Origin of the sequence: Segatella copri, from assembly GCF_051861805.1 — a bacterium.
Taxonomy (GTDB): Bacteria; Bacteroidota; Bacteroidia; order Bacteroidales; family Bacteroidaceae; genus Prevotella; species Prevotella copri_M.
The window spans coordinates 2,156,217-2,178,449 of sequence record NZ_CP146520.1 but is presented as its reverse complement, the minus strand read 5'-3'; the positions used below and the strand labels follow the sequence as shown (position 1 = coordinate 2,178,449).

18 protein-coding genes are annotated in these 22,233 nt (G+C 48.9%); 4 read left to right on the top strand and 14 right to left on the bottom strand.

Going from position 1 to position 22,233, the window contains the following annotated elements; translation table 11 throughout:
* The first annotated feature begins 412 nt into the window (after positions 1–412).
* A complete protein-coding gene (locus tag V8Z93_RS08355; RefSeq protein WP_203038718.1) occupies positions 413–508 on the top strand; it encodes a smalltalk protein in 96 nt (31 codons plus the stop codon).
* An 87-nt stretch (positions 509–595) separates the two neighbouring features.
* On the opposite strand, the gene V8Z93_RS08350 is transcribed toward V8Z93_RS08355, so the two are convergent.
* The 6 genes from V8Z93_RS08350 to V8Z93_RS08325 form a co-directional block, all read right to left on the bottom strand.
* Positions 596–2,017 (bottom strand): outer membrane beta-barrel protein, encoded by a 1,422-nt coding sequence (locus tag V8Z93_RS08350; protein ID WP_439431248.1) that lies wholly within the window; start codon positions 2,015–2,017, stop codon positions 596–598.
* A complete protein-coding gene (locus tag V8Z93_RS08345; protein WP_203038714.1) occupies positions 2,010–2,564 on the bottom strand; it encodes an RNA polymerase sigma factor in 555 nt (184 codons plus the stop codon). Before V8Z93_RS08345 ends, V8Z93_RS08350 begins: the two co-directional genes overlap by 8 nt.
* 122 nt (positions 2,565–2,686) lie before the next feature.
* Positions 2,687–3,601, bottom strand: coding sequence for a ribonuclease Z (locus V8Z93_RS08340; protein WP_439431247.1), 915 nt, complete (start codon positions 3,599–3,601; stop codon positions 2,687–2,689).
* Positions 3,602–3,714: 113 nt separating this feature from the next.
* Positions 3,715–4,275: a hypothetical protein gene (locus V8Z93_RS08335; RefSeq protein ID WP_203038710.1), complete on the bottom strand. Its 561-nt coding sequence runs from the start codon at positions 4,273–4,275 to the stop codon at positions 3,715–3,717.
* An 88-nt stretch (positions 4,276–4,363) separates the two neighbouring features.
* Positions 4,364–5,323 carry a nucleoside triphosphate pyrophosphohydrolase gene (gene mazG / locus V8Z93_RS08330; protein WP_439431246.1) on the bottom strand — a complete coding sequence of 320 codons (960 nt, stop codon included), beginning with the start codon at positions 5,321–5,323 and terminating at the stop codon, positions 4,364–4,366.
* Between the two features lie 125 nt (positions 5,324–5,448).
* Positions 5,449–5,682: a hypothetical protein gene (locus V8Z93_RS08325; RefSeq protein WP_203051554.1), complete on the bottom strand. Its 234-nt coding sequence runs from the start codon at positions 5,680–5,682 to the stop codon at positions 5,449–5,451.
* A 120-nt stretch (positions 5,683–5,802) separates the two neighbouring features.
* On the opposite strand from V8Z93_RS08325, the gene V8Z93_RS08320 reads away from it, so the two are divergent.
* The 3 genes from V8Z93_RS08320 to V8Z93_RS08310 all read left to right on the top strand — a co-directional run bounded on the left by V8Z93_RS08320 (position 5,803) and on the right by V8Z93_RS08310 (position 10,958).
* Complete coding sequence (locus tag V8Z93_RS08320) at positions 5,803–8,484, top strand: valine--tRNA ligase (RefSeq protein ID WP_439431245.1); 2,682 nt, start codon at positions 5,803–5,805, stop codon at positions 8,482–8,484.
* A 96-nt stretch (positions 8,485–8,580) separates the two neighbouring features.
* Positions 8,581–9,834: a clostripain-related cysteine peptidase gene (locus V8Z93_RS08315; protein WP_439431244.1), complete on the top strand. Its 1,254-nt coding sequence runs from the start codon at positions 8,581–8,583 to the stop codon at positions 9,832–9,834.
* Between the two features lie 23 nt (positions 9,835–9,857).
* Positions 9,858–10,958 carry a GYF domain-containing protein gene (locus V8Z93_RS08310; protein WP_439431243.1) on the top strand — a complete coding sequence of 367 codons (1,101 nt, stop codon included), beginning with the start codon at positions 9,858–9,860 and terminating at the stop codon, positions 10,956–10,958.
* Between the two features lie 336 nt (positions 10,959–11,294).
* Here the strand turns inward: V8Z93_RS08310 and V8Z93_RS08305 are convergent, their stop codons facing one another.
* The 8 genes from V8Z93_RS08305 to V8Z93_RS08270 form a co-directional block, all read right to left on the bottom strand.
* Complete coding sequence (locus V8Z93_RS08305) at positions 11,295–12,932, bottom strand: dipeptidase (protein WP_439432840.1); 1,638 nt, start codon at positions 12,930–12,932, stop codon at positions 11,295–11,297.
* A 55-nt stretch (positions 12,933–12,987) separates the two neighbouring features.
* Positions 12,988–13,839, bottom strand: a complete 852-nt coding sequence (gene nadC, locus V8Z93_RS08300; protein ID WP_006846832.1) for a carboxylating nicotinate-nucleotide diphosphorylase — start codon at positions 13,837–13,839, stop codon at positions 12,988–12,990.
* A gap of 77 nt (positions 13,840–13,916) precedes the next feature.
* Positions 13,917–14,138, bottom strand: a complete 222-nt coding sequence (locus tag V8Z93_RS08295) for a hypothetical protein (protein ID WP_439431242.1) — start codon at positions 14,136–14,138, stop codon at positions 13,917–13,919.
* Positions 14,139–14,145: 7 nt separating this feature from the next.
* Positions 14,146–15,186, bottom strand: a complete 1,041-nt coding sequence (locus V8Z93_RS08290; protein WP_439431241.1) for a DUF4296 domain-containing protein — start codon at positions 15,184–15,186, stop codon at positions 14,146–14,148.
* A 17-nt stretch (positions 15,187–15,203) separates the two neighbouring features.
* Complete coding sequence (locus V8Z93_RS08285) at positions 15,204–15,926, bottom strand: lipoprotein signal peptidase (protein ID WP_439431240.1); 723 nt, start codon at positions 15,924–15,926, stop codon at positions 15,204–15,206.
* Between the two features lie 3 nt (positions 15,927–15,929).
* Positions 15,930–16,313 carry a TraR/DksA family transcriptional regulator gene (locus V8Z93_RS08280; RefSeq protein ID WP_203038693.1) on the bottom strand — a complete coding sequence of 128 codons (384 nt, stop codon included), beginning with the start codon at positions 16,311–16,313 and terminating at the stop codon, positions 15,930–15,932.
* A gap of 114 nt (positions 16,314–16,427) precedes the next feature.
* Positions 16,428–20,039, bottom strand: a complete 3,612-nt coding sequence (gene ileS, locus V8Z93_RS08275; protein ID WP_439431239.1) for an isoleucine--tRNA ligase — start codon at positions 20,037–20,039, stop codon at positions 16,428–16,430.
* A 183-nt stretch (positions 20,040–20,222) separates the two neighbouring features.
* Positions 20,223–22,217, bottom strand: a complete 1,995-nt coding sequence (locus tag V8Z93_RS08270) for an NAD(+) synthase (RefSeq protein ID WP_439431238.1) — start codon at positions 22,215–22,217, stop codon at positions 20,223–20,225.
* Positions 22,218–22,233 lie beyond the last annotated feature (16 nt).

The following is a 22,233-nucleotide window of genomic DNA, read 5'->3' as shown; positions in this document are numbered from 1 at the left end:
TTTAATATATATAAATATATATATATTTATATATATTAGTTTTCAACTGCACTTTTCATAGGGGGTCCGTTTTGAACTGTCAGAACTGTAAGAACTGTAAGAACTGTAAGATTTCGAAGGGAATTGCGGGGGTTACAGGAATCGGAGGGAAATAGCATGAGGAGATATCTTCTTCCAGGACGAACTATGTTTTTCGTCAAAAAAAAACCATGGTTCTCCAGCCGCAAAAATATGAGTTAGTTTTATTAACCAAATTCCGAATCAAAGGTTGCTGAAAATCGGGTCTTATCGCCACCCGAAATTTGGTGGTATCAGAAAAAAGCCGTATCTTTGCACCGTCATTCAGAAGAAAGGCTGCTGATGACAAAGAGAACAATAATCATTAATCACTAATCATTAAAAAAAACTGCCTATGAAAAAGGAAACTTGGAAAACCGTTATTCAGATTTTGATCTCGATTCTATCAGCCGTAGCTACTTCGCTCGGCGTTACGAGCTGCATGAGCTAAAAAGCAAATAACAAACAGAAAGTGGGTGTGCCATGGTCTTTATCCAGACTTATGACACACCCGCTTTCTGTTTGTTTTAAAACCATCTTACAGATTGAACCTCAAGCCAAATTGAAGATTGAAATTCAGCTTCTTATCCTTGAATGTATTCTCTATATCGCTTCCGTTGTCGAAGTAATACTTGGCGCCCGGCTCTATGTATAAGCCCACACTTGGCGAGATGTCATATTGGGCGCCGAGCGAAGCCTTTCCAGAGAATTGCACCCTGTCTCGCTTGGCATCCTGCTTCCTGGTTCCATCTTCATCGGTATCATTCTTCACGTTGTAAGCTGCCTCGGCACCAGCCATCACGTAGGCATGGAAGCCGCCACTCCTCCACAATTCATAATTCAAGCCTACAGGGATGCCTACATAATGAAGCACCTGATGAACATTGTAGTCATTGTTTGGAGCATACGGATAGAAATCGGAAGAGGTGCGGGTATAAACCACGCCCGTGCTCAACGACAAGCGAGGAGCCACGCCAAAGGCTATCTGCATACCCACGGATACCGGAGCATGATGCTTGGCCTTTCCCTGCGGAGATTTCTGGAGTGCCTTATAGGCTGCCGCCATCAGATAATCCACGTCGTTGCTTCCACCCACCGAAGGGTCGGGATATACGCCTGGCATCGGATCTGCCATCACTCCCGAATCAGAATAACGATTGACGATGTTACTGCCGGAATTGACATTCCCCATTCCTGCACCGAAGTTCTCGGCATAGAGTTTCATCGATACTCCCGCCACTTCGCTATTCCTGGAGAAACCCAAAGAAGAGGAGGTTGGCTCGGCATAGTCCTTTCTTGGCTCCACCTGCCTCTTCGCTGATTCCGCTGATTTATATTCCGCAGCAAGCAGCGGTGCAGCATCCGAAGCAACGACATTCAGCGTTTCGCCTTCATCATTCATGGGGGCTGCTGACTGGGCAGACACAGAGGCATTATCGGAAGAATACAGAGAACGGGCCGACGAAGCTGCCTCTTGACTCTTCTTGAAATTAGAATCTGCGGATTTGTAACCTGCATTGGAACTATAATCTGCGGATTTGAAATCCGCAGCAAGCAGCGAGGCATTCTTCAAGACACCACCCGTTTTTGCTGTAATATTTGATTGTACTGACGCTGAAGCATGAGAAGAAGAGGAAGATGAGGAAGATGACACCAGGGATGCCAACTGTGCATTGCCCTGCTCCACATCCTCCTGATGCAGATAAACATAGCTTCCGCCTATTCCAAGCAAGACCACGGCGGCTGCGGCTGCCGACCATCGTTTCAACGTGACAACCCGGGCTTTCGGTTCCTTCTCCACCCTTTTGACAGGATGATTTTCAGGAACCCTATTCTCCCCTGCTACAGGCTGATTCTGAGCAAGCGATTGTGCAATGCCAGCCCACAAGTCGTGCTTGACAGGCTCCTGATAGTCTGTCATCTGATCTCGAAGTTTGCTTGTCCAATCCTTGTTACTCATATTCTTTCTCGTTTAATGTATTCAAATAATCGTTTATTTTCTTTGCCAGGAGCTTTTTGGCTCTCAGATATTGCGAGGCTGAGGAGCTTTCCTTGATGCCTAGCTGCTCGGCGATTTCCTTGTGACTGCGCTGCTCAAACACAAACATGTTGAGCACCAGGCGATAGCCCTCGGGCAATTCGCCTATCATTCTCGTTAATTCTGCAGGCGGCACCCGCTCTACCTCAGGATCCTCGTCTGGAACCTCTTCCGGAACTTCATCCACAAAGGTGAGTCGGGATTGCTTCCTCGTCATACTGATGGCTTCGTTCACCACGATGCGGAGGAGCCAGGCCTTCAGCGAACCCTCGCCCCGGAAATCGAAACTGGCGATGTTGGAGAAAAACTTCACGAAACTCTCCTGCACCACATCCTCGGCATCATCACGCAAAGGGACATACCTCAGCGCTACCGCCATGGCATATCCTACGTAGCGCTCATACAGCCGGTGCATTGCTGCCTGACTGCCGCCTTTCACGTCATCCAGAAGTTGCTTTTCTGTTTCCAATTTTTCTCTTTTTTACTGATTAAACGAATATCATAGCAAAACCTTGCACCAAAAATCAAACTTTTTTTTGATGCAAGGCTTTTTTCATCTTATTTTCTATACAGATTTTCTATACAGGTTTTCTATACAGAAATCACCATTCCCTCATTGCTCAGATAGCTTTCCCCGAATACCTCTTTTGCTTCCTTGAGCAACACTTTCTCGTCGTTATACCGGGCACTGTAATGCCCCAGGAGCAGTTTTCCTACCCCGGCATCCCTCGCCACCGTCGCCGCCTGACGGGCGGTGCTGTGGTTGTAGATTTTTGCACGGTCTTCCTGATCTGAGGTGTAGGTACTCTCGTGATAAAGCAGGGTAACGCCCTTCACCTTCTCCCAGAGATTCGGGATATAGCGGGTATCACTCATGTAGGCATAGCTGCGGGGCGAGTCGGCAGGTGTCACTAATTTTTCATTCGGAATCACCTCGCCCTCCTCGTTGGTCCAGTCAGCCCCATTCTTGATATTGTTGATCTGGCTGATAGGAATGCCATAGTAATCTATCATGTCGCGGCGGATATGAGGCAGCGTAGGTTTCTCGCGGAAGATGAAGCCGCAGCATGGCACGCGATGCTTCAGGGGCACCGTCTCCACCGTGAGCGAATGGTCTTCGTAGATAATCTGCTGCTTCTCGGTATCCACCGGAATCATCTCCATTTCATACTCCATGGTCTGCATGAAATACTCCACCTGCTGCTTGAACAGGGGTTCATAATCCTTTGGGGCATAAACCCTTAACTTAGATGTTCGACCGAGCATTCCCAGCGTAGAGAGCAGGCCCATCAAGCCGAAGCAATGGTCGCCATGCATGTGGGTGATGAAGATGGCATTGAGCTTGGAGAAATGAATATGGGAGCGGCGGAACTGCATCTGTGCTCCTTCTCCGCAATCCACCATAAAGCACTTGCCTCGCATCTCTATGAGCTGCGAGGAGGCGTTATGCTTAAGGGTGGGCAGCGCACTGCCACACCCCAGAATATGTATCTTAAATGGTTCCAAAATTTTTATAGCAATCTTATAGGTTTGAAACGGTGTATTATCATTTTCAGAGATGATATTCCGTCATTTCCATAGAGATAGAGATGACGTACTACCGCTTAAAAATCATATTCTTACTCCTGGCGCTTGAAGACGTAGATGCCCTGCGTATTCTCCAGCGTCAGACTATCCGGACCCAGATTATCAATGGCAAAGGTATCCTTGTTAAGCAGGAGCTTTCCGTTCAGAATCTTCCATGAAGTCCAAGGGTTGGTTTCCGCCTTCACATTGTTCTTCACCTCGCCACCTTCCAGGATATCGAAGTTCTTGTCTATCGAAGTCCACTTGCCGAGGAGCGAAGTAAGATTGATAACTTTCTGTGCAAGCATCTCGCCATCCTGCGCCTTGTAGCCGATGAGGGCGATGCGGTCGCCTGCCAGGAGTCCGCCCTGCACGATGCCAGGCTGCTCATCATCGATGAAGACGGTGAGTGTATCACCTGCATCTGATATCAATTCCAGGCTGTGCATGGAGGTTCCCTCGCCACACACGCCATAGATGGTTGAGTCGTTCTCCGCATCCTCCAGCGCCACAGAATCGTTGGTGCTGATCACCGGAACGGTTTTCTTATCCTTACAGCTATTGGCAGCGAAAAGTACTACCAGAGCCATCATTACATAAACTAATCTTTTCATAATCTCTTATCTTTAAAATCTGATTATCTTACTTTTCTTTACTTCTCATCTTGAAGCTTTTCATCTTGAAGCATTACTTCTTGAAGCTTTACTTCTCATCTTGAAGTTTTTCCTGCTTCTTGGCTTCATCCCAGAGTTGATCCATCTCTTCCAAGCTCATGTCTTTCAGATTCTTGCCCTGTTTGAGCGAGTGATCTTCCACATAGTTGAAGCGGCGGATAAACTTCTGGTTTGTCTTCTCCAGCGCATTGTCAGGATTGAGCTTATAGAGACGGGCAGCATTGATTACGGAGAAGAGGAAATCGCCGAGTTCCTGGGTGGAATTCTCCTTGTCGCCCTTGGCAAGTTCTACCTTGAGTTCCTCCAGTTCTTCGTGTACCTTATCCCATACATCCTCCTTCTCCTTCCAGTCGAAGCCCACGTTTCGTGCCTTGTCCTGAATGCGATAGGCCTTGATAAGGGATGGCAGGGAATTAGGCACACCGCTCAGAACACGCTCGTTGCCATCTTTCTCCTGCTGCTTGATCTGCTCCCAGGTTTTCTCTACCGAGGCAGCATTCTTGGGTTTGCAGGCACCAAGAGCCAGGGTTTCTTCCGAGCTCCCCGCCTCTGCCTTCCCGGTTGCAGATTCTGCCTTCCCGTTTTCTGCTTTTTCAGACTCCTTATATACCACCTGTCCCTCATCATTGATATACATATCAGGATTCGCCACAGTCCATTCGCCCTCTTCCTTCCAGTTGATGAAAGGATGGCGGAACATCAGCTTATCAGCTTCCTGATTGCAGACATCGCAGATATCGAACTCGCCGTCTTCTCTGCCGATGATGCTATAGAACATCACGTGCTCCAGCACATCGCCCAACTCCTTCTTGATATCCTTGTAATCGCGCTTCATCAAGGCGTCACAAAGCTCGAAAGTCTCCTCGATGGTATTCGGACGAAGACTCTCGAATGTCTGCTTCTTATCCCATGGACACTGCAGGCGCAAACGGTCCTGCACATCCAGCAAGCGGCTGAACGCCGCCATTTTCTCTTCTTTCGTATGCATAATTCTAACCTCACATTAAAGATTATCTTTCCATTTCTTGCCAGCCTTCGTGTTGAGGAAAATGACAAAAGACAATGCAAACACAAACATCATTACATTAAAAAACAAATATGCTTCCATAACTATTACTTTTTATACTTCAACAAATCATTGGCACCATATGCAAGTAAAAAACCACATATTGAACCAACAAAAAAACACACTATATTAAGCCAACCGAAATCACCTCCAATTATCAGAGGCGACAATCCTCCCACGGCAACGCTGCCAAACATCAGCTTCGCCATATCATAGAGAAAACCGGCTAGCAGCTTTCTTCTATCTTGCTCTGAAACTTCTTTTACTGCATTACTAACCATCGTTTTGTGCAAAAATTAATAATTTTGATGCAAAGATAGTATTTTTCGCCCAAAAATTCGTATCTTTGCACCGTTTTTTAAGGAAAAAGAAAGAAAAAGAATAAAAATTAGATAGAAACAATGGAATTAGCAAGTAAATACGATCCACAAGCAGTGGAAAGTAAATGGTATCAGTACTGGCTCGACAACAAGCTTTTCAGCTCTAAGCCAGATGGTCGTGAACCTTATACAGTGGTTATCCCTCCACCAAACGTAACAGGTGTGCTCCACATGGGTCACATGCTCAACAATACTATCCAGGATATTCTCGTTCGCCGTGCACGCATGGAGGGCAAGAACGCTTGCTGGGTACCAGGTACCGACCACGCCAGTATCGCTACCGAGGCTAAGGTGGTTAACCGCCTCGCTCAGCAGGGTATCAAGAAGACCGACCTTACTCGCGATGAGTTCCTCAAACATGCTTGGGACTGGACTCACGAGCACGGCGGCATCATCCTTAAGCAGCTCCGCAAGCTCGGTGCCAGCTGCGACTGGGACCGCACAGCATTCACCATGGACGAGACCCGCTCTCGTGCCGTAATCCACGTTTTCTGCGACCTCTACAAGAAGGGTCTCATCTATCGTGGCGTGCGCATGGTTAACTGGGACCCTAAGGCTCAGACTGCGCTCTCTGACGAGGAGGTTATCTACAAGGACGAGCACTCTAAGCTCTACCACTTGAAGTATTATGTAGTAGAGCAGGACTGCCAGCAGGTGGACGAGGAGAACGTGATGCACAAGGATGAGAAGGGATACTATGCAGTAGTAGCAACCACCCGTCCTGAAACCATCATGGGCGACTCTGCCATGTGTATCAACCCTGAGGATAAGAAGAATACCTGGCTGAAGGGCAAGCACGTAATCGTGCCTCTCGTAAACCGCGAGATTCCTGTTATCGAGGATACATACGTAGATATCGAGTTCGGTACCGGTTGCTTGAAGGTGACTCCAGCTCACGATATCAACGACCACGCCCTCGGTTTGAAGCACGGCTTGGAGACCATCGATATCTTCAACGACAATGGTACCATCAGCGAGGCAGCAGGTCTCTATGTTGGCATGGACCGCATGGACGTGCGCAAGCAGATTTCCATCGACCTTCAGAACGCCGGTCTGATGGAGAAGATTGAGGACTATAATAACAAGGTGGGCTTCTCTGAGCGTACCAATGTGCCTATCGAGCCAAAGCTCTCTACACAGTGGTTCCTCAAGATGCAGCACTTTGCCGACATCGCCCTCCCTCCAGTGATGGACGACGACATCGAGTTCTACCCTAAGAAGTACAAGAACACCTATCGCCACTGGTTGGAGAACATCAAGGACTGGTGTATCAGCCGTCAGCTCTGGTGGGGTCACCGCATCCCAGCCTACTACTTCGACAATGCCGGCAAGAAGGATTTCGTGGTAGCAGAGACTGCAGAGGAGGCGCTGAAGCTCGCTCAGGAGAAGAACGCCAGCATCAAGGCTGAGGATCTTGAGCAGGAGAGCGACTGCCTCGACACCTGGTTCTCTTCATGGTTGTGGCCTATCTCTCTGTTTGATGGCATCGAGCATCCTGACAACGAGGAGATTAACTACTACTACCCTACTTCCGACCTCGTAACAGGTCCGGACATCATCTTCTTCTGGGTAGCACGTATGATCATGGCTGGCTACGAGTATCGTGGCAAGATGCCATTCAAGCACGTATATTTCACAGGTATCGTCCGCGATAAACTGGGTCGCAAGATGAGCAAGAGTCTCGGCAACTCACCAGACCCATTGGATCTGATTGACAAGTTTGGTGCCGACGGTGTTCGTATGGGTATGATGCTCAGTGCTCCAGCCGGCAACGACATCCTCTTCGACGAGAGTCTTTGCGAGCAGGGACGTAACTTCAACAATAAGATTTGGAATGCCTTCCGCCTCGTAAAGGGTTGGGAGACTGCAGATATCGAACAGCCTAAGAGTGCAGAAATCGCCGTGAAGTGGTTTGATGCCAAGCTCAAGGAAGTGAACGAGGAGATGCAGAAGCAGTTTAAGGACTACCGTATCTCTGAGGCATTGATGACTGTATATAAGCTGTTCTGGGATGAGTTCTCATCTTGGTACCTGGAGATGGTGAAGCCAGCTTACGGTCAGCCTATCGACCAGAAGAGCTACGACGCTACCCTCCGCTTCTTCGATGCCCTCCTGAAGATGTTGCATCCATTCATGCCATTCATCACCGAGGAGTTGTGGCAGCACATCTACGACCGCAAGGATGGCGAGAGCATCATGCGCGAGAAGCTGGAGATTCCTGCACCTACAGCTGAGGAGCAGAAGTTGGCAGCCGACATTGAGGCTGTGAAGCAGATTATCGCCGGTGTTCGTACCGTTCGCAACCAGAAGAACATTGCCCAGAAGGAGCAGTTGTCTCTGCAGGTAGTAGGCAAGAACGATTTCGAGGCTTACAACGACGTAACGCTGAAGATGGCGAACCTCGACAAGATTGAGGTCATCGCCGAGAAGAGTGCCGATGCATCCAGCTTCATGGTAGGTACCGACGAATTTGCCGTACCATTGGGCGACCTCATCGACGTGGCAGCCGAGATTGAGAAGGCAGAGGCTCAGCTCAAGCACCTGGAGGGCTTCCTGATGGGTGTACGCAAGAAGCTCAGCAATGAGAACTTCGTAGCTCACGCTCCTGAGAAGGTAGTGGCCCTGGAGCGCAAGAAGGAGAGCGACTCTGTAGAGAAGATTGCCGCCCTCAAGGCAACCATCGAGGAGCTGAAGAAGAAGTAATTATAGAAATAATTACGGAAAATAATTATAAATAATGTTTAGTGTTTAGTGTGTCATGCACTAAGCACTAAACATTTAACCTTTTTAGATATAAACATGATCAAGAAGCTTTTCACCTTATTTATATGCTCGATTTCGCTGGCACTGACATTCACGGGTTGCAGCGAAGAGGCTTTTGATACGGATAGCGTCAACAAGCAGACTATCCTGGTGTTCTATCCATGGACGGGAGACAAAAGCAGCACGGGCTTATTGGGCTATTTGCAGAATAACATCGACAGCATCTGCGATGGCATCATCGACAGAAAGGGACTCAACAATTCCCGCGTTCTGGTGTTCCTGAGCGATAAATACAACCACAGCACGCTCTATGACTTGCAATATAATGCTACTACCAAAAGCGTGGACCGTGTTCCCCTGAAGGAATACGAGGGTGCTTCGTATGCCTCAGCCGAGGGCATCGCAGATATTATGAACGAGGTGAAAACGCAAGCCAGTGCACTGAACTATGCCCTCATCGTGGGAGTACATGGTTGCGGCTGGACTTATGCCAGCGACTGGAGCAGATACCCTTACTATGCACGTCCAAGCGTAACACGACCAAGCGATAATAACTTCAGCGGCATTCAGTTTGGTCCTGATCCCAACGCCCCTCTCACCCGTTTCTTCGGCAGCGTAAGCCTGGCAGAAAACGCCATGGATATCAGCACCCTTGCCGAAGGCATCAGAGAGAGCGGATTGAAGATGCAATACATCCTCTTCGACGCCTGCTACATGAGCAATATAGAAACCGCCTACGAGTTGAAAGATGTTACTAACTACATGATAGCCAGCGGAAGCGAAATCATGGCAGCCGGATTGCCATATCGCTCGATGTGGAGCTATCTGAACTCACCCACTCCCAATTATTCGGGCATCGTTTCAACCAGCGTAAACTTCTACAAGAATAACTCCTCTGCCCCATTCTGTAACCTGGCAGCCATCGACTGCCGACAGGTAGAGAAATTAGCGAGTGTAATGAAGGACATCAACGCAGAATATCAGCTGTCTGCCAGCGTAAGTCTGGATTCCATCCAGCATCTGGATGGCTTCCGTCCCAACCTCTTCTACGACCTGGAGACTTATGTGGATAGTCTCCACCCAAGCGGATATCTGCTCGACCAGTTCAAGAGTCAGTTGAAGCTCACCATCAAGGCATCAGATCATACCGACGAGGCGTACACCTGCATCTACAGTTCCGACAGCTTCAAGATCAAGAACTATTGCGGCATCACCATCTCCGACCCAAGCCAGCACAGCGTGGCCATCAAGGGTAGAGAAAAGACAGGCTGGTGGAAGGCTACGCACTAATTGATTTAAAATATAAATAGGTTATGGAATTTTTTATAATTGATAATAATGGACAACAGGCAGGACCATTCAGTATGGATCAGCTTGTTCAAAAAGGTATCAGCCCCGAAACTCTAGTTTGGAAACAAGGCATGGCTGATTGGACGCCAGCCTGGAAAGTAGAGGATTTGAGAGCCGTATTGGAAGCTGTTGAAGCTGATAAGGTTAATCAGAATTCAAACCAGAATCAGGGGTTCAACCAGAATCAGGGGTTCAATCAAAATTCAAATCAGGATTTCAACCAGAACCAAGGCTTTCAGCAGGGATTCCAGCAAGGTTTCCAGCAAGGCGCAAGCATGAATCAGGGCTTTAACACAAATCAGAATACGAATCAAGGATTCAATCCTAATTCTAATCAGGGATTCAACCCAACCCCGAATTCTGATTCGAAGCAGCCTAAAAAGAAGTCGAAGCACTTCGCCATGAAGATGATTATCGGCCTCATTATCTTCATCTTTGCCATCTTTGCCGTTACAAACCCAAGCGAAGAAGAGCACAAGGAGAAGGTTCGCACGGAAGTAAGCAAGGCGATAGAGAAAGCTGTAAGCACTACGGATAACAACTTCTTTACCCAAGCCCTCCGTTCAGCAGCTAAGATGATGGCAGACAATATGATGGGCGAAGCCATGAACCAGCTCTTTGAATATCACAACTACATCGTGTGTTCCAAGGGTTCTGTAGAGTTTAACGGCAAGCAGCATACCATCAGTTTCGGCATCCTCGGTAAGGTTTATACCATGAATGCCGATGATATGGTGAAGGCACTGGAAAATACGGATAATCTGCAGATTGAAGAATCTTCCTCAACATCAGACGATAATACCGTCGGAGATAATTCAGCCTCATCTTCATCTGATAGCAATGCAAATCTTGACGAAAACGGAAATTCTGTTGATGAATCTGCCGATGGCAGCATCAGTTCGAGAGTTCAGAAGAAGCTGGAAGACAAGGCTAATGAAGCCATGGATAAGGCTGCCGACAAGGTTCAGAAAAAGCTGGAAGAGAAAATCAACCAGAAACTGGATCAAGCCACAGACTCATCAAAGATTGAAAAAATCATAAATACAATTTTAGAGCTCATCTAAAAGAGTTTATAAAAGAGCTATTTAAAAATAAAAGAAAAAGAGAGGGTGTGTCAAAAGTCCAAGACACACCCTCTTTTTTGTTGCTTCATCGTTTTTCTTCATCGGATTACACTGAGTTAACGGAACATTCTTGCTTCACGGATTACGCACGGAATTTAAACGGATTTGGCCTTACGGCCATTGGGCTAGCGCATTCGCATTCCAGCTTTAGGGGGTATCGCCACGACCGCCAGGTCGAGTTTCCGTTTAAAATCCGTGAGTAATCCGAGGAAGGCGGTTAAGGTTCCGTTTATTCCGCGTAATCCGATGAATCATGACACACCCTCTTTTTATTTATTATTTCTTCTCCTCTGGTACCAGGAACTTGTCGCCACTCTGCTTCACAAGCTGCTTGGCATACTTCTCCGGATAACCAGGACGGGCTGGACGAGCACCCAAACCATAAGGGGTCTTCTCGAAATTACCATTTTTATCGGTTGGCTTGATAATCATATCATTATACTTCACCACCATGAACTCGAAAAGCTGGTTCCAGCGAGCCAACATCTGCTGAGCCTTCTCAACACTGTAGTCGTTGAGATACTTCACAGCTGCCTGTGGGTTCTGAGCATAAAGCTCCTGAGCCTTCTTCTCAACACTAGCCTGAGCAGCAAAATAGCTGTTGTCCAAGCTATCACGAACCTCCTTCAAAGTTGGGAACATCAGGCTGTAACGAGGATAAACCATGTTGCTGGTCATGTTGCAAACCCAGTAAGCATTCTTCTTGCTGAAATGCACCGCATCAACACCAGGAGTATTATAACACTCAGGACGCTGAGTCATTGAGCAGTAAACCGGTGTGAACGCAGCCATGTTGGCATCGTCGTTGGCAAACCAGAACACGCCACCAATCTCTCTTGGCAACCATGAACGCATCTGGCTCACGAATACGAAACCACTCTGCTGGGTGCTTACAGGACGCTCGTTGAAATACTGCTTGCCATCCACCTTATACATCAATGGTGTAGGACGATAAGGCATCTCCCAGATACCGCCACCGATATCAGAACCGTCGGCTACAGAAAGAGGAGTACCCTCGTAATGGTCGCGCATCACATTCTCAACATCCTTCACGCTCACCTTCTTGTTAGGAACCACACAGAGAGGCATATCCTGCGCATCAGGATTCTTGCCGAGTGCCCAATCCAGGTAAGGACTCATGTCATAGAAATGGTTCAGCATCGCCCAGGCACGGGCATCGCAGAAACGGCGACCTGAGAAATCAGGCTTCGCATACGCCATCTTCCAAGAGAAATCAGCATCCTTGCCCTTGAACCAGCCCTTGCTGCGGGCAAAGGAAACCACATCCTTGGCATACATCACGTTCTTCTTGTCCTTCATGTTGAACTTGCCGATGCGGCTCTGGTTGGCATGTGCACAGATGGCATCATCCGGAATACGGAGAGCTACCCAGACAGCACCCTTGGAACCGGCACCCTTACCCATCATCTCCATGATCCAAGCCTCGTTAGGATCACAGATGGTGAAGGTTTCGCCTTCTGAATTATAACCATAGGTATTGGCAAGGGTGGTCATCACCTTGATAGCCTCGCGTGCCGTCTTACTGCGCTGCAAAGCCACGTAGATGAGCGAACCGTAGTCCATGATACCGGTGGAATCCACCATCTCCTCACGACCGCCATAGGTAGTCTCGCCGATGGTAACCTGCCATTCGTTGATGTTGCCGATAACGTTATAAGTCTCGGCAGCCTCAGGAATCTCACCATGATACTTGTTGCTATCCCAGTCGTAAATCTTGCGCATCTCGCCTTTGGCATGCTTAGCCGCAGGATAATGGCAGAGGTACTGGAACATACCGTAGTCGTCGGCGCTATAGGAACACATCACGGAACCATCCACAGATGCCTTCTTGCCCACGATGAAGTTGCTGCAAGCCTCGACCTCAGAGACGCAGCCCATCATAGCCACAGCCATCAAGGCTGAAGCAAAAATCTTATTCATAAATATACCTTCTTCACTTAAATCACTCTTATTCGCAAGCCTTGAAGCTCATATCCAAGCCCTTCACACTGTGTGTCAAGGCACCTACAGAGATGAAGTCAACACCCTGCTCTGCATAGTCGCGGATGGTATCGTAGGTGATACCGCCAGATGACTCAGTCTCATACTTGCCGGCGATGATATCCACAGCCTTCTTGGTATCAGGCACAGAGAAGTTGTCGAGCATGATGCGGTTTACACCACCGTGCTTCAACACCTGGTCGAGCTCGTCGAAACTGCGAACCTCGATTTCAATCTTCAGATCTAAACCCTTCTCCTTGAGATAAGCGTGGCAACGGTCGATAGCATTATCGATGCCGCCAGCAAAATCGATGTGGTTGTCCTTGAGGAGAATCATATCGAAGAGACCGATACGATGGTTCATACCGCCACCAATCTTCACAGCCTGCTTCTCCAACATGCGGAGACCTGGAGTGGTCTTGCGGGTATCGAGGATGTGAGTCTTGGTACCTTCGAGGCGCTTCACATACTTGGCAGTCATGGTAGCGATACCGCTCATGCGCTGCATGATGTTGAGCATGAGGCGCTCTGTTTGAAGCAGAGAACGGGTCTTACCCTCTACGATCATGGCGATGTCGCCCTTCTTCACGTGGGTACCATCCTGCAACAGAACCTCCACCTTCATGGTAGGGTCGAAGCGGGCGAACACCTTCTTAGCCATTTCTACACCAGCCAATACGCCATCTTCCTTGATGAGCAAATGGCTCTTACCCATGGCGTCCTCAGGAATGCAACACAAGGTTGTGTGGTCGCCATCACCGATATCCTCAGCAAATGCCAAGTCTATCAACTTGTCTTCTAATTGATCTACGCTTAACATATTATTAATGTTTTATTGTTTAATGTTTATTGATTACTTTATGCAGGAAAGAACTATCAACTATTAACTGTAAACTATTAACTATCAATTTTCTTCCCGTTCCACAGGGCTCGGAGGATGCCATCCTCGTCTCGTTCCACCCGGATTTCGCCACCTAACCATTCGGTCATCGGCAACTCCTCACGAAACTCAAAGTAGTTCACCACCCTGCCCTCCTGTATTTCTACCACAGCCTGCTGCAGTATCGAGCCATCGGGCAATATCACCTGATGGGCTCCGCATCTTCTTAAATCTTCCATCACTTTTCTATCGCAGATTGGTTGCCTTCAGCGGTTCACCCTTCAGCTGCTTAGGAGGAAGCATCCTTATAGGTCTTCCTGGAGGAAGCGTTCCCGGTTTGCCCGGAAGCGGTTCTGGATGCATCATCTGAGTCTGAGAGGATGATGAAGGAGTGGCAGCGGATGATGAAGGAGCAGAGGATGCTGCTCCCATGCGCTGGGCACTATCCTTCTTCAAACTGTCAGTAGAAGATGTTCCGGCAGAAGAAGCCGGAGTCTGGACAGACTTTGGCTGATGCATGCGAACCAGCTTGATATGCTCTACGAACATCAGTTTGAGCGTGGAAGAAGACGGCATGTCCGAAGCAAAAGAACCATCAGACAGCATAAAGTATCCCTTCACACTCTTGATGCCAAGATTGTCATTATCAGCCACCTGGATAGAGCAATGCTGAGAATTGGAAATCTGGGTAACCTGCTGGGCGATGCTATCGTTCTTAAACTGCACGGCGAGCAAAGCCACACCACCACGCATGCCATCCTGGAAGATGAACTGCGTATCGAAATCGAGCATCAGGCGGTCGCCCTTATGAAAGGCGGTATCCACCGGAATATCGAAACTTACCGCATTAAACGGCGTTGTGGCTGAAAGAACCATGGCTGGTGCCAGATTCCACACGTTGGCAGTATCGCCCGTGGCAGAAAGATTATCAAACTGGCTGGCGTCTGCATTACCACCCAGGGCTACAATCTCGTTGTTCAGGCGGTCGCCCAATTCCTTATATACATCCTCCAGCAGTTCGGTGTGGCGCATGTAATACACCATCGAACTGTCGAATTCAGCCGAGGTAACGTCGTGCTTTCTGAGCACCGCCTCGCGATACGTGATGCTCTGTCCGGTATCCCCTCCATCAGCCGTATGCGCCATCGAGAGCGCCACGTGATAATCGTAGAGGATATCCGCCATCTTGCCCTTCGACAACACATCTCCAGGCAGGGATGGCTTACAGGAAACCACGCCCAGAAGCAGGCATATCAATATCGAGAAAAACGCACAAATCTTCTTCATCCCATATTCCTCCTATCTTATGATTTTCGGGCAGATTCTTCAGAAGATTTCCCTGATGAAGGTTTCTCTGATGAATTTTTCTCAGAAGAAGATGACTTATCAGAAGATTTCTTCTTTCCCTCTCCCAGCTCTTCCAATTCCTTACGGCAGAAGATGAGCATGGCGATGATACCCACGCTGACACATGAATCTGCAAAATTGAACACAGGGTCGAAGAACGTGCCCTGCTGTCCACCCCATATTGGGAACCACTCCGGCCATGTATAGGTGAAGAACGGGAAGCGGAACATATCCACCACCTTGCCCATGAAGAAAGGCGCATAACCTTCACCAAACGGCACCTGGTAAGCCACATAATAAGGCGAGGAAGCCGTGAACATCAAGCCATAGAACATGGAATCTATCATGTTGCCGATGGCGCCGGCGAGCACCAGTGCCACCAGGAAGATATAGACCAGGCGATGCTTGCCCTGCTTGATGATGCGGTGAAGATACCATACCAGGAAGATGATGGCTACCGAGCGCACGAGGCTCAGCCAGAACTTGCCGATGAACGACATGCCCCACGCCATACCGTTGTTCTCAATGAAATCGATAAAGAACCAGTCTGTAACACGAACAGACTCGCCAAGGCAAAAGTGGGTCTTGATGTACAGCTTAATCCATTGGTCGATGATAAGCAGCACAACCACCATTGCCGTGACGAGCCAGCCGATATGTAATTTACTTTTTTTCTCCATTTATTATTTCTTTCTAGCCTCCTTGGAAGCTACACTCAATGTGGCATGAGGTACAGCACGCAAGCGCTCCTTAGGAATCAGCTCGCCAGTCTCGCGGTCGATGCCGTAAGTCTTGTTCTGGATGCGAACCAACGCTGCCTCCAATCCCTTGATAAACTTCTGCTGGCGCTGTGCCATCTGGATAATCTCCTCCTTGCTCTGCGCCTCGCTTCCCTCCTCCAGGGCCTTGTAGGTTGGTGATGTATCTACCACATCATTACTGTCTGAATGGTTCAGCTGAGCCATACACTCGCGGTAAGTCTGCTTTGCCACTTTCAATTTCTCTTCAATAATAGCGCGGAACTCCTCGAGATCCTTGTCGCTATAACGTGCCTTTTCGTTAGCCATAGATGTTTCTTTAAACGTTATAAAGTTATTAATTTTTTAAAAGGTTAAGGAATAGAAGTTAGAAGCAAGTAGTTTCGGATAACTCCTGACTCCTAACTTCTAACTCCTATTTATTTAATTCTTCTCTACGAGAATGTTCAACTTAAAGTCATCAAACTCGGTCTCAACACCTGCGTTGTCGCCGATTTCGATGCTGTCTGCCAATACCTGACCCTTGATGTAGTCGCCGAATGCCTCGATAGCTGCATTGGTCTCCTCGTTGGAAGCCACAGTCACCTTGATGCGGTCGGTAATCTCCAAGCCAGTCTCCTTGCGGAGGTTCTGGATACGGTTGATCAGCTCACGAGCCATACCCTCCTTCTTCAATTCAGGAGTCAACTCTACCTCAAGCGCTACGGTCAGATTGCCCTCGTTAGATACGAGCCATCCTGGGATATCCTCTGAGATAATCTCCACGTCGGCTACCTCTACCACGGCTTCCTGTCCGTCAATATTCAATGTGATGTTGCCTGCCTTCTCGAAGGCTGCAATCTGGTCCTGATCGAGTGCTGACATCTGGGCTGCAACACCCTTCATCAGCTTGCCGAACTTCTTACCCATCACTCTGAAGTTACACTTCACCTTCTTTACGAGAATGCCCTGACCCTCAATGAAGTTAACCTCCTTCACGTTCACCTCATTCTTCAACAGTCCGGCAACTGCCTCGATGTGTGCCTTCTGTACATCATCTACGGCTGGAATCATGATCTGCTGCAGTGGCTGACGCACCTTGATGTTCACCTTGCGGCGCAATGCCAATACCATAGAAGTAATCTTCTGGGCGATGGCCATACGCTCCTCCAGGTCGGCATCGATAGCAGCCTCATCAGCTACAGGGAACTTGTCGAGATGTACGCTCTCCAACTCACCGCCCAAGTCGTGATACAACTCGTCTGCATAGAATGGAGCGAATGGTGCCAAGAGCTTAGCCACTGTCATCAGGCAGGTATAGAGAGTCTGGTAAGCACTGAGCTTATCCTCGCTCATCTCCTTACCCCAGAAACGTTTACGGTTCAAACGAACGTACCAGTTAGAGAGGTCATCGTTCACGAAAGCGTCGATGAGACGGCCTGCGCGGGTTGGATCGTAGCCAGCCAACTCTCTGTCAACGCCCTTGATGAGGGTATTGAGTGAAGAGAGAATCCAGCGGTCAATCTCTGGGCGCTTCTCGAATGGCACCTGAGCAGCCTCAGCATCGAAACCATCTACATTAGCATAGAGGGCGAAGAAGCTGTAGGTATTATATAAGGTACCGAAGAACTTGCGACGGGTCTCATCCACACCGTTAGGGTCGAACTTGAGGTTGTCCCAAGGCTCGCTGTTGGTCATCATATAGAAACGAACAGGGTCGGCACCATACTTATCGATCATCTCGAATGGGTTGGTTACGTTACCCACGTGCTTACTCATCTTGTTACCCTTGGCATCGAGAACGAGACCAGAAGAGATTACATTCTTGAAGGCTACGCTGTCGAATACCATGGTAGCGATGGCATGCAGGGTGAAGAACCATCCACGGGTCTGATCCACGCCCTCGTTGATGAAGTCGGCTGGATAGAACTTAGGAGGAATAGCATATCCCTCGTAGGTGCTGTGGATGAGTGCATCGCGGTCGGCCTCTGTGCCACGAGCCATCTCGCCCTCGAATGGATAGTGGAGCTGGGCGTAAGGCATTGAACCTGAATCGAACCATACGTCAATCAGGTCGCTCTCACGATACATTGGCTTGCCCTCCTCGTTAACCAATACAATCTTGTCAACGTATGGACGGTGGAGGTCAATCTTATCATAGTTCTCCTGACTGTAGTCGCCAGGAACGAAACCGTTCTCCTTCAGTGGGTTGCTCTGCATGATGCCTGCAGCCACAGACTTCTCGATTTCAGCATAGAGTTCCTCCAAGCTGCCGATGCACTTCTCGCCACGGTTCTCATCACGCCAGATAGGCAATGGAGTACCCCAGAAGCGTGAACGTGAAAGGTTCCAATCGTTCAGATTCTCGAGCCAGTTGCCGAAACGGCCTGTACCGGTGCTCTCAGGCTGCCAGTTGATGGTCTTGTTCAATTCTACCATGCGCTCCTTGCGGGCGGTATCCTTGATAAACCAGCTATCCAATGGGTAGTAGAGGATAGGCTTGTCGGTACGCCAGCAGTGAGGATAGTTGTGTACGTGCTTCTCGCTCTTGAAAGCCTTGCCCTCCTGCTTCAACTCGTAGCAGAGCACGATGTTCAGGTCTTCAGCCTTATCAGAAGCCTTCTTGTCCCAGACACCATCCACGTTAAACTGTGGGTCGTAGGCATTCTTCACGTAGTCGCCTGCGTGATGAGCGTATGCCTCCTTGTTAACGCAAGCGTTCACGAAGTTGGCATCGAGGTCTTCGATGAGATAGAACTTACCCTGCAGGTCAACCATTGGGCGGGTCTCACCCTTCTTATTAATAAGGTAGAGGGCTGGGATGTTGGCATCCTTAGCCACCTTGGCATCATCGGCACCGAATGTAGGTGCGATGTGAACGATACCTGTACCGTCATCGGTAGTAACGTAGTCGCCGAGGATTACGCGGAAAGCCTCGCTATCCATCTCTACGAACTTATCGCGACCATCCTCAGAAGCGAATACCTTCTCAGGATGAGCAGCAGCATATTCTGTTACGAAAGCTGGAGCAAAGGCATCTACCTTCTCGCATGGCTTTACCCATGGCAGGAGCTGCTCGTAGTGCATGCCTTCGAGTTCTGTACCCTTCATGTGGTCGATAATGCGCCATGGGCACTGCTTCTTCTCCTTGTCGAATGGCAGGAGATCGCCTTCCTTGCACTCCTGGTCAGCCTTCAGATATGAACCTACCAAAGCCTCAGCCATCACGAGAGTCATAGGCTCGCCATTGTAGAGGTTGTAGGTCTCGATAGCTACATAGTCAATCTTAGGACCCACACAGAGAGCCACGTTTGATGGCAGAGTCCAAGGTGTAGTGGTCCATGCGATGAAGTATGGCTTGCCCCACTTGGTCCACTCTGCCTTAGGATCCTTGATGAGGAACTGGGCTGTGGTGGTGAGGTCCTTTACATCGCGGTAGCATCCAGGCTGGTTCAACTCGTGAGAACTCAAACCTGTACCTGCGCCTGGAGAGTATGGCTGGATGGTATAACCCTTGTAGAGCAGACCCTTGTTGTAGAGCTGCTTGAGGAGCCACCAAAGCGTCTCGATATACTTGTTATCGTAAGTGATATAAGGATGGTCGAGATCTACGAAGTAACCCATCTTCTCGGTCAACTCGCGCCACTCAGCGGTGAACTTCATCACGTTCTCGCGGCACTTGTGGTTGTAATCCTCGGTAGAGATATACTTCTCAGAAGCCTTGTTGTCGATATCCTTCTTGGTGATGCCGAGTTCCTTCTCGACACCGAGTTCAACAGGGAGTCCGTGGGTATCCCATCCCGCCTTGCGGTGAACCTGGAAGCCCTTCATGGTCTTGTATCTGTTGAATGTATCCTTGATACTACGTGCCAACACGTGGTGAATACCCGGGTGGCCATTAGCTGATGGAGGTCCCTCGAAGAAGATAAACTGAGGGCAGCCTTCACGCTCGTCGATAGACTTGTGGAAGATATCATTTTTCTCCCACGCTGCTAGTACGTCATTGTTTGTCTGAGTGAGATTCAGACCGTTGTGCTCGGCAAATTTCTTAGCCATATTATCTATTTTAATTTTATATTGTTTTTACTTTTGGGCGCAAAGTTACAAAAAAAATATGTTTTTCCCGAATAAAGGGGTAATAAATTAATAATTTTTCTATTAAAAATCCCGATTTGAGCACCAAAATAGTATCGGATGCTCAAATCGGGAATCAATATTCTATTAAGGCTGGCTGGAAAACTACAGGTTTTCCGCCTCCTGCAGCCAGATGGTGGATGCGGCATCGCTAGGCATGCGCCAGTCGCCACGAGGACTGAGGCTCACGCTTCCCACCTTCGGACCATCAGGCAGACAGCTGCGCTTGAACTGCTGGTTGAAGAAACGGCGAACAAATGTCTTGAGCCATTTCTTGATAGTCTCCTCATCGTAGGAATCAGGATCGTTGTCGCTGATCTTCACACGCTCCAGCTGGGTATCGATGAACGCCTTCTTAGCCAACATGTAAATCTTGGAAGGACGGAATCCGAAACGCAGGAAGTAATAGAGGAAGAAATCGTGCAGCTCGTATGGACCCACCAGGTCTTCTGTCTTCTGCTTGATGTTTCCGTTCTCATCGGCAGGAATCAGCTCCGGACTGATAGGTGTGTCGATGATGTCGCGCAGGGTGATGCGGCTCTGCTCATCCACCCCACTCTCGGCAACATGGTTCACGAGATGACGGATCAGAGTCTTAGGGATGCTGGCATTCACGCCATACATGCTCATGTGGTCGCCATTATAGGTGGCCCATCCCAGAGCCAGCTCAGAGAGGTCGCCGGTACCTATCACCATACCGCCCATCTTGTTGGCAAGGTCCATCAGAATCTGGGTACGCTCGCGTGCCTGAGAATTCTCGTAGGTAACATCATGCACACTGGCATCATGACCGATATCCTCGAAATGCTGGGTCACAGCCTTGGCGATGCTGATTTCCCTGATGGTAATGCCCAGACTCTTCATCAGCGAGATGGCATTATTATATGTTCTATCGGTGGTTCCGAAACCAGGCATGGTAACACCCACGATGCCTCGGCGGTCCATCTTCAGCTTATCGAATGCCTTCACGCAGACGAGCAGGGCAAGGGTAGAATCCAATCCGCCACTGATGCCCACTACCACCGTCTTGGCATGGGTGTGGACGATGCGCTTGGCAAGACCCATCAACTGGATATTGAAAATCTCCTCGCAGGAGGCATTCATATCGCTGCTTGTAGGAATGAAAGGATGCGGATTCACCTCGCGCTCCAATACGAATTCACGCTCGTTCTCAGTAGGCTCAGCATCGATGTTTCGGATATTGAACTGTCCGCCCAGAACCGAATATTTGATGTTGCGCTGGGCATTGACGTAGGTGGAATTGGTGCGACGCTCCGAACGGAGTTTCTCTACATCTACCTGCGCAATAACCATCTGAGGGTCAAGAGAAAAGCGTTCACTCTGTGAAAGTAAAGCTCCATTCTCGTAAACCAAAGCATTTCCGCCATAAACCACATCCTGCGTGCTCTCGCCGAAACCGCAGGAGCTGTAGATGTAACCCGTCATGGTGCGGGCACTCTGCTGACTCAGCAGACTCTTCAGATAATTGTGCTTTCCGATGAGTTCATCGCTCGCAGAGAGATTGAAGATGAGGTCGGCACCAGCCAGCGCCAACTTGTTGCTAGGAGGAGCCGGAGCCCATACATCTTCGCATATCTCCACGCCAAACTGCACGCCGTCGAAGGTGTGGAATATCTGCACATCGGGTGTCAGTTTCACTTTATGTCCGGCGTAGCGAACCTCGCAATCGCGCAAGTCCTGCGCAGAGGCAAACCAGCGCTTCTCGTAGAACTCGCTGTAGTTAGGCAGATAAGTCTTTGGCACGATGCCCAAGATCTGACCGTGCTGAATCACGATACCGCAATTCAGCAGCAGGTCGCCTACCACTACCGGAGCACCGACAATAGAGATGATGTCGAGCTTTCGGGTGAAATCGAGCAGCATCATCACTGCCTGCTCGGATGATTCCAGAAGCATCTGCTGTCGGAAGAGGTCCTGACAGGAATATCCCGTGATGGATAATTCCGGGAAAGTGATGATCTCTACGCCCTTGCCTTCCGCCTGGACTATCTGGATTTCTATCTGTTGGGTGTTGAAGATGACATCGCCCACCTTGACGGCAGGGATGGCACTTGCCACCTTAATAAATCCGTACTTCATGTTACTTTGAACTTTG

Excerpts from the sequence above, each read along its gene's own strand:
- V8Z93_RS08355 (WP_203038718.1), top strand. The coding sequence starts at position 413 with ATGAAAAAGGAAACTTGGAAAACCGTTATTCAGATTTTGATCTCGATT.
- V8Z93_RS08350 (WP_439431248.1), bottom strand. The coding sequence starts at position 2,017 with ATGAGTAACAAGGATTGGACAAGCAAACTTCGAGATCAGATGACAGAC.
- V8Z93_RS08335 (WP_203038710.1), bottom strand. The coding sequence starts at position 4,275 with ATGAAAAGATTAGTTTATGTAATGATGGCTCTGGTAGTACTTTTCGCT.
- mazG (WP_439431246.1), bottom strand. The coding sequence starts at position 5,323 with ATGCATACGAAAGAAGAGAAAATGGCGGCGTTCAGCCGCTTGCTGGAT.
- V8Z93_RS08325 (WP_203051554.1), bottom strand. The coding sequence starts at position 5,682 with ATGGTTAGTAATGCAGTAAAAGAAGTTTCAGAGCAAGATAGAAGAAAG.
- V8Z93_RS08320 (WP_439431245.1), top strand. The coding sequence starts at position 5,803 with ATGGAATTAGCAAGTAAATACGATCCACAAGCAGTGGAAAGTAAATGG.
- V8Z93_RS08315 (WP_439431244.1), top strand. The coding sequence starts at position 8,581 with ATGATCAAGAAGCTTTTCACCTTATTTATATGCTCGATTTCGCTGGCA.
- V8Z93_RS08310 (WP_439431243.1), top strand. The coding sequence starts at position 9,858 with ATGGAATTTTTTATAATTGATAATAATGGACAACAGGCAGGACCATTC.
- V8Z93_RS08305 (WP_439432840.1), bottom strand. The coding sequence starts at position 12,932 with ATGGCTGTGGCTATGATGGGCTGCGTCTCTGAGGTCGAGGCTTGCAGC.
- nadC (WP_006846832.1), bottom strand. The coding sequence starts at position 13,839 with ATGTTAAGCGTAGATCAATTAGAAGACAAGTTGATAGACTTGGCATTT.
- V8Z93_RS08295 (WP_439431242.1), bottom strand. The coding sequence starts at position 14,138 with ATGGAAGATTTAAGAAGATGCGGAGCCCATCAGGTGATATTGCCCGAT.
- V8Z93_RS08290 (WP_439431241.1), bottom strand. The coding sequence starts at position 15,186 with ATGAAGAAGATTTGTGCGTTTTTCTCGATATTGATATGCCTGCTTCTG.
- V8Z93_RS08285 (WP_439431240.1), bottom strand. The coding sequence starts at position 15,926 with ATGGAGAAAAAAAGTAAATTACATATCGGCTGGCTCGTCACGGCAATG.
- V8Z93_RS08280 (WP_203038693.1), bottom strand. The coding sequence starts at position 16,313 with ATGGCTAACGAAAAGGCACGTTATAGCGACAAGGATCTCGAGGAGTTC.
- ileS (WP_439431239.1), bottom strand. The coding sequence starts at position 20,039 with ATGGCTAAGAAATTTGCCGAGCACAACGGTCTGAATCTCACTCAGACA.
- V8Z93_RS08270 (WP_439431238.1), bottom strand. The coding sequence starts at position 22,217 with ATGAAGTACGGATTTATTAAGGTGGCAAGTGCCATCCCTGCCGTCAAG.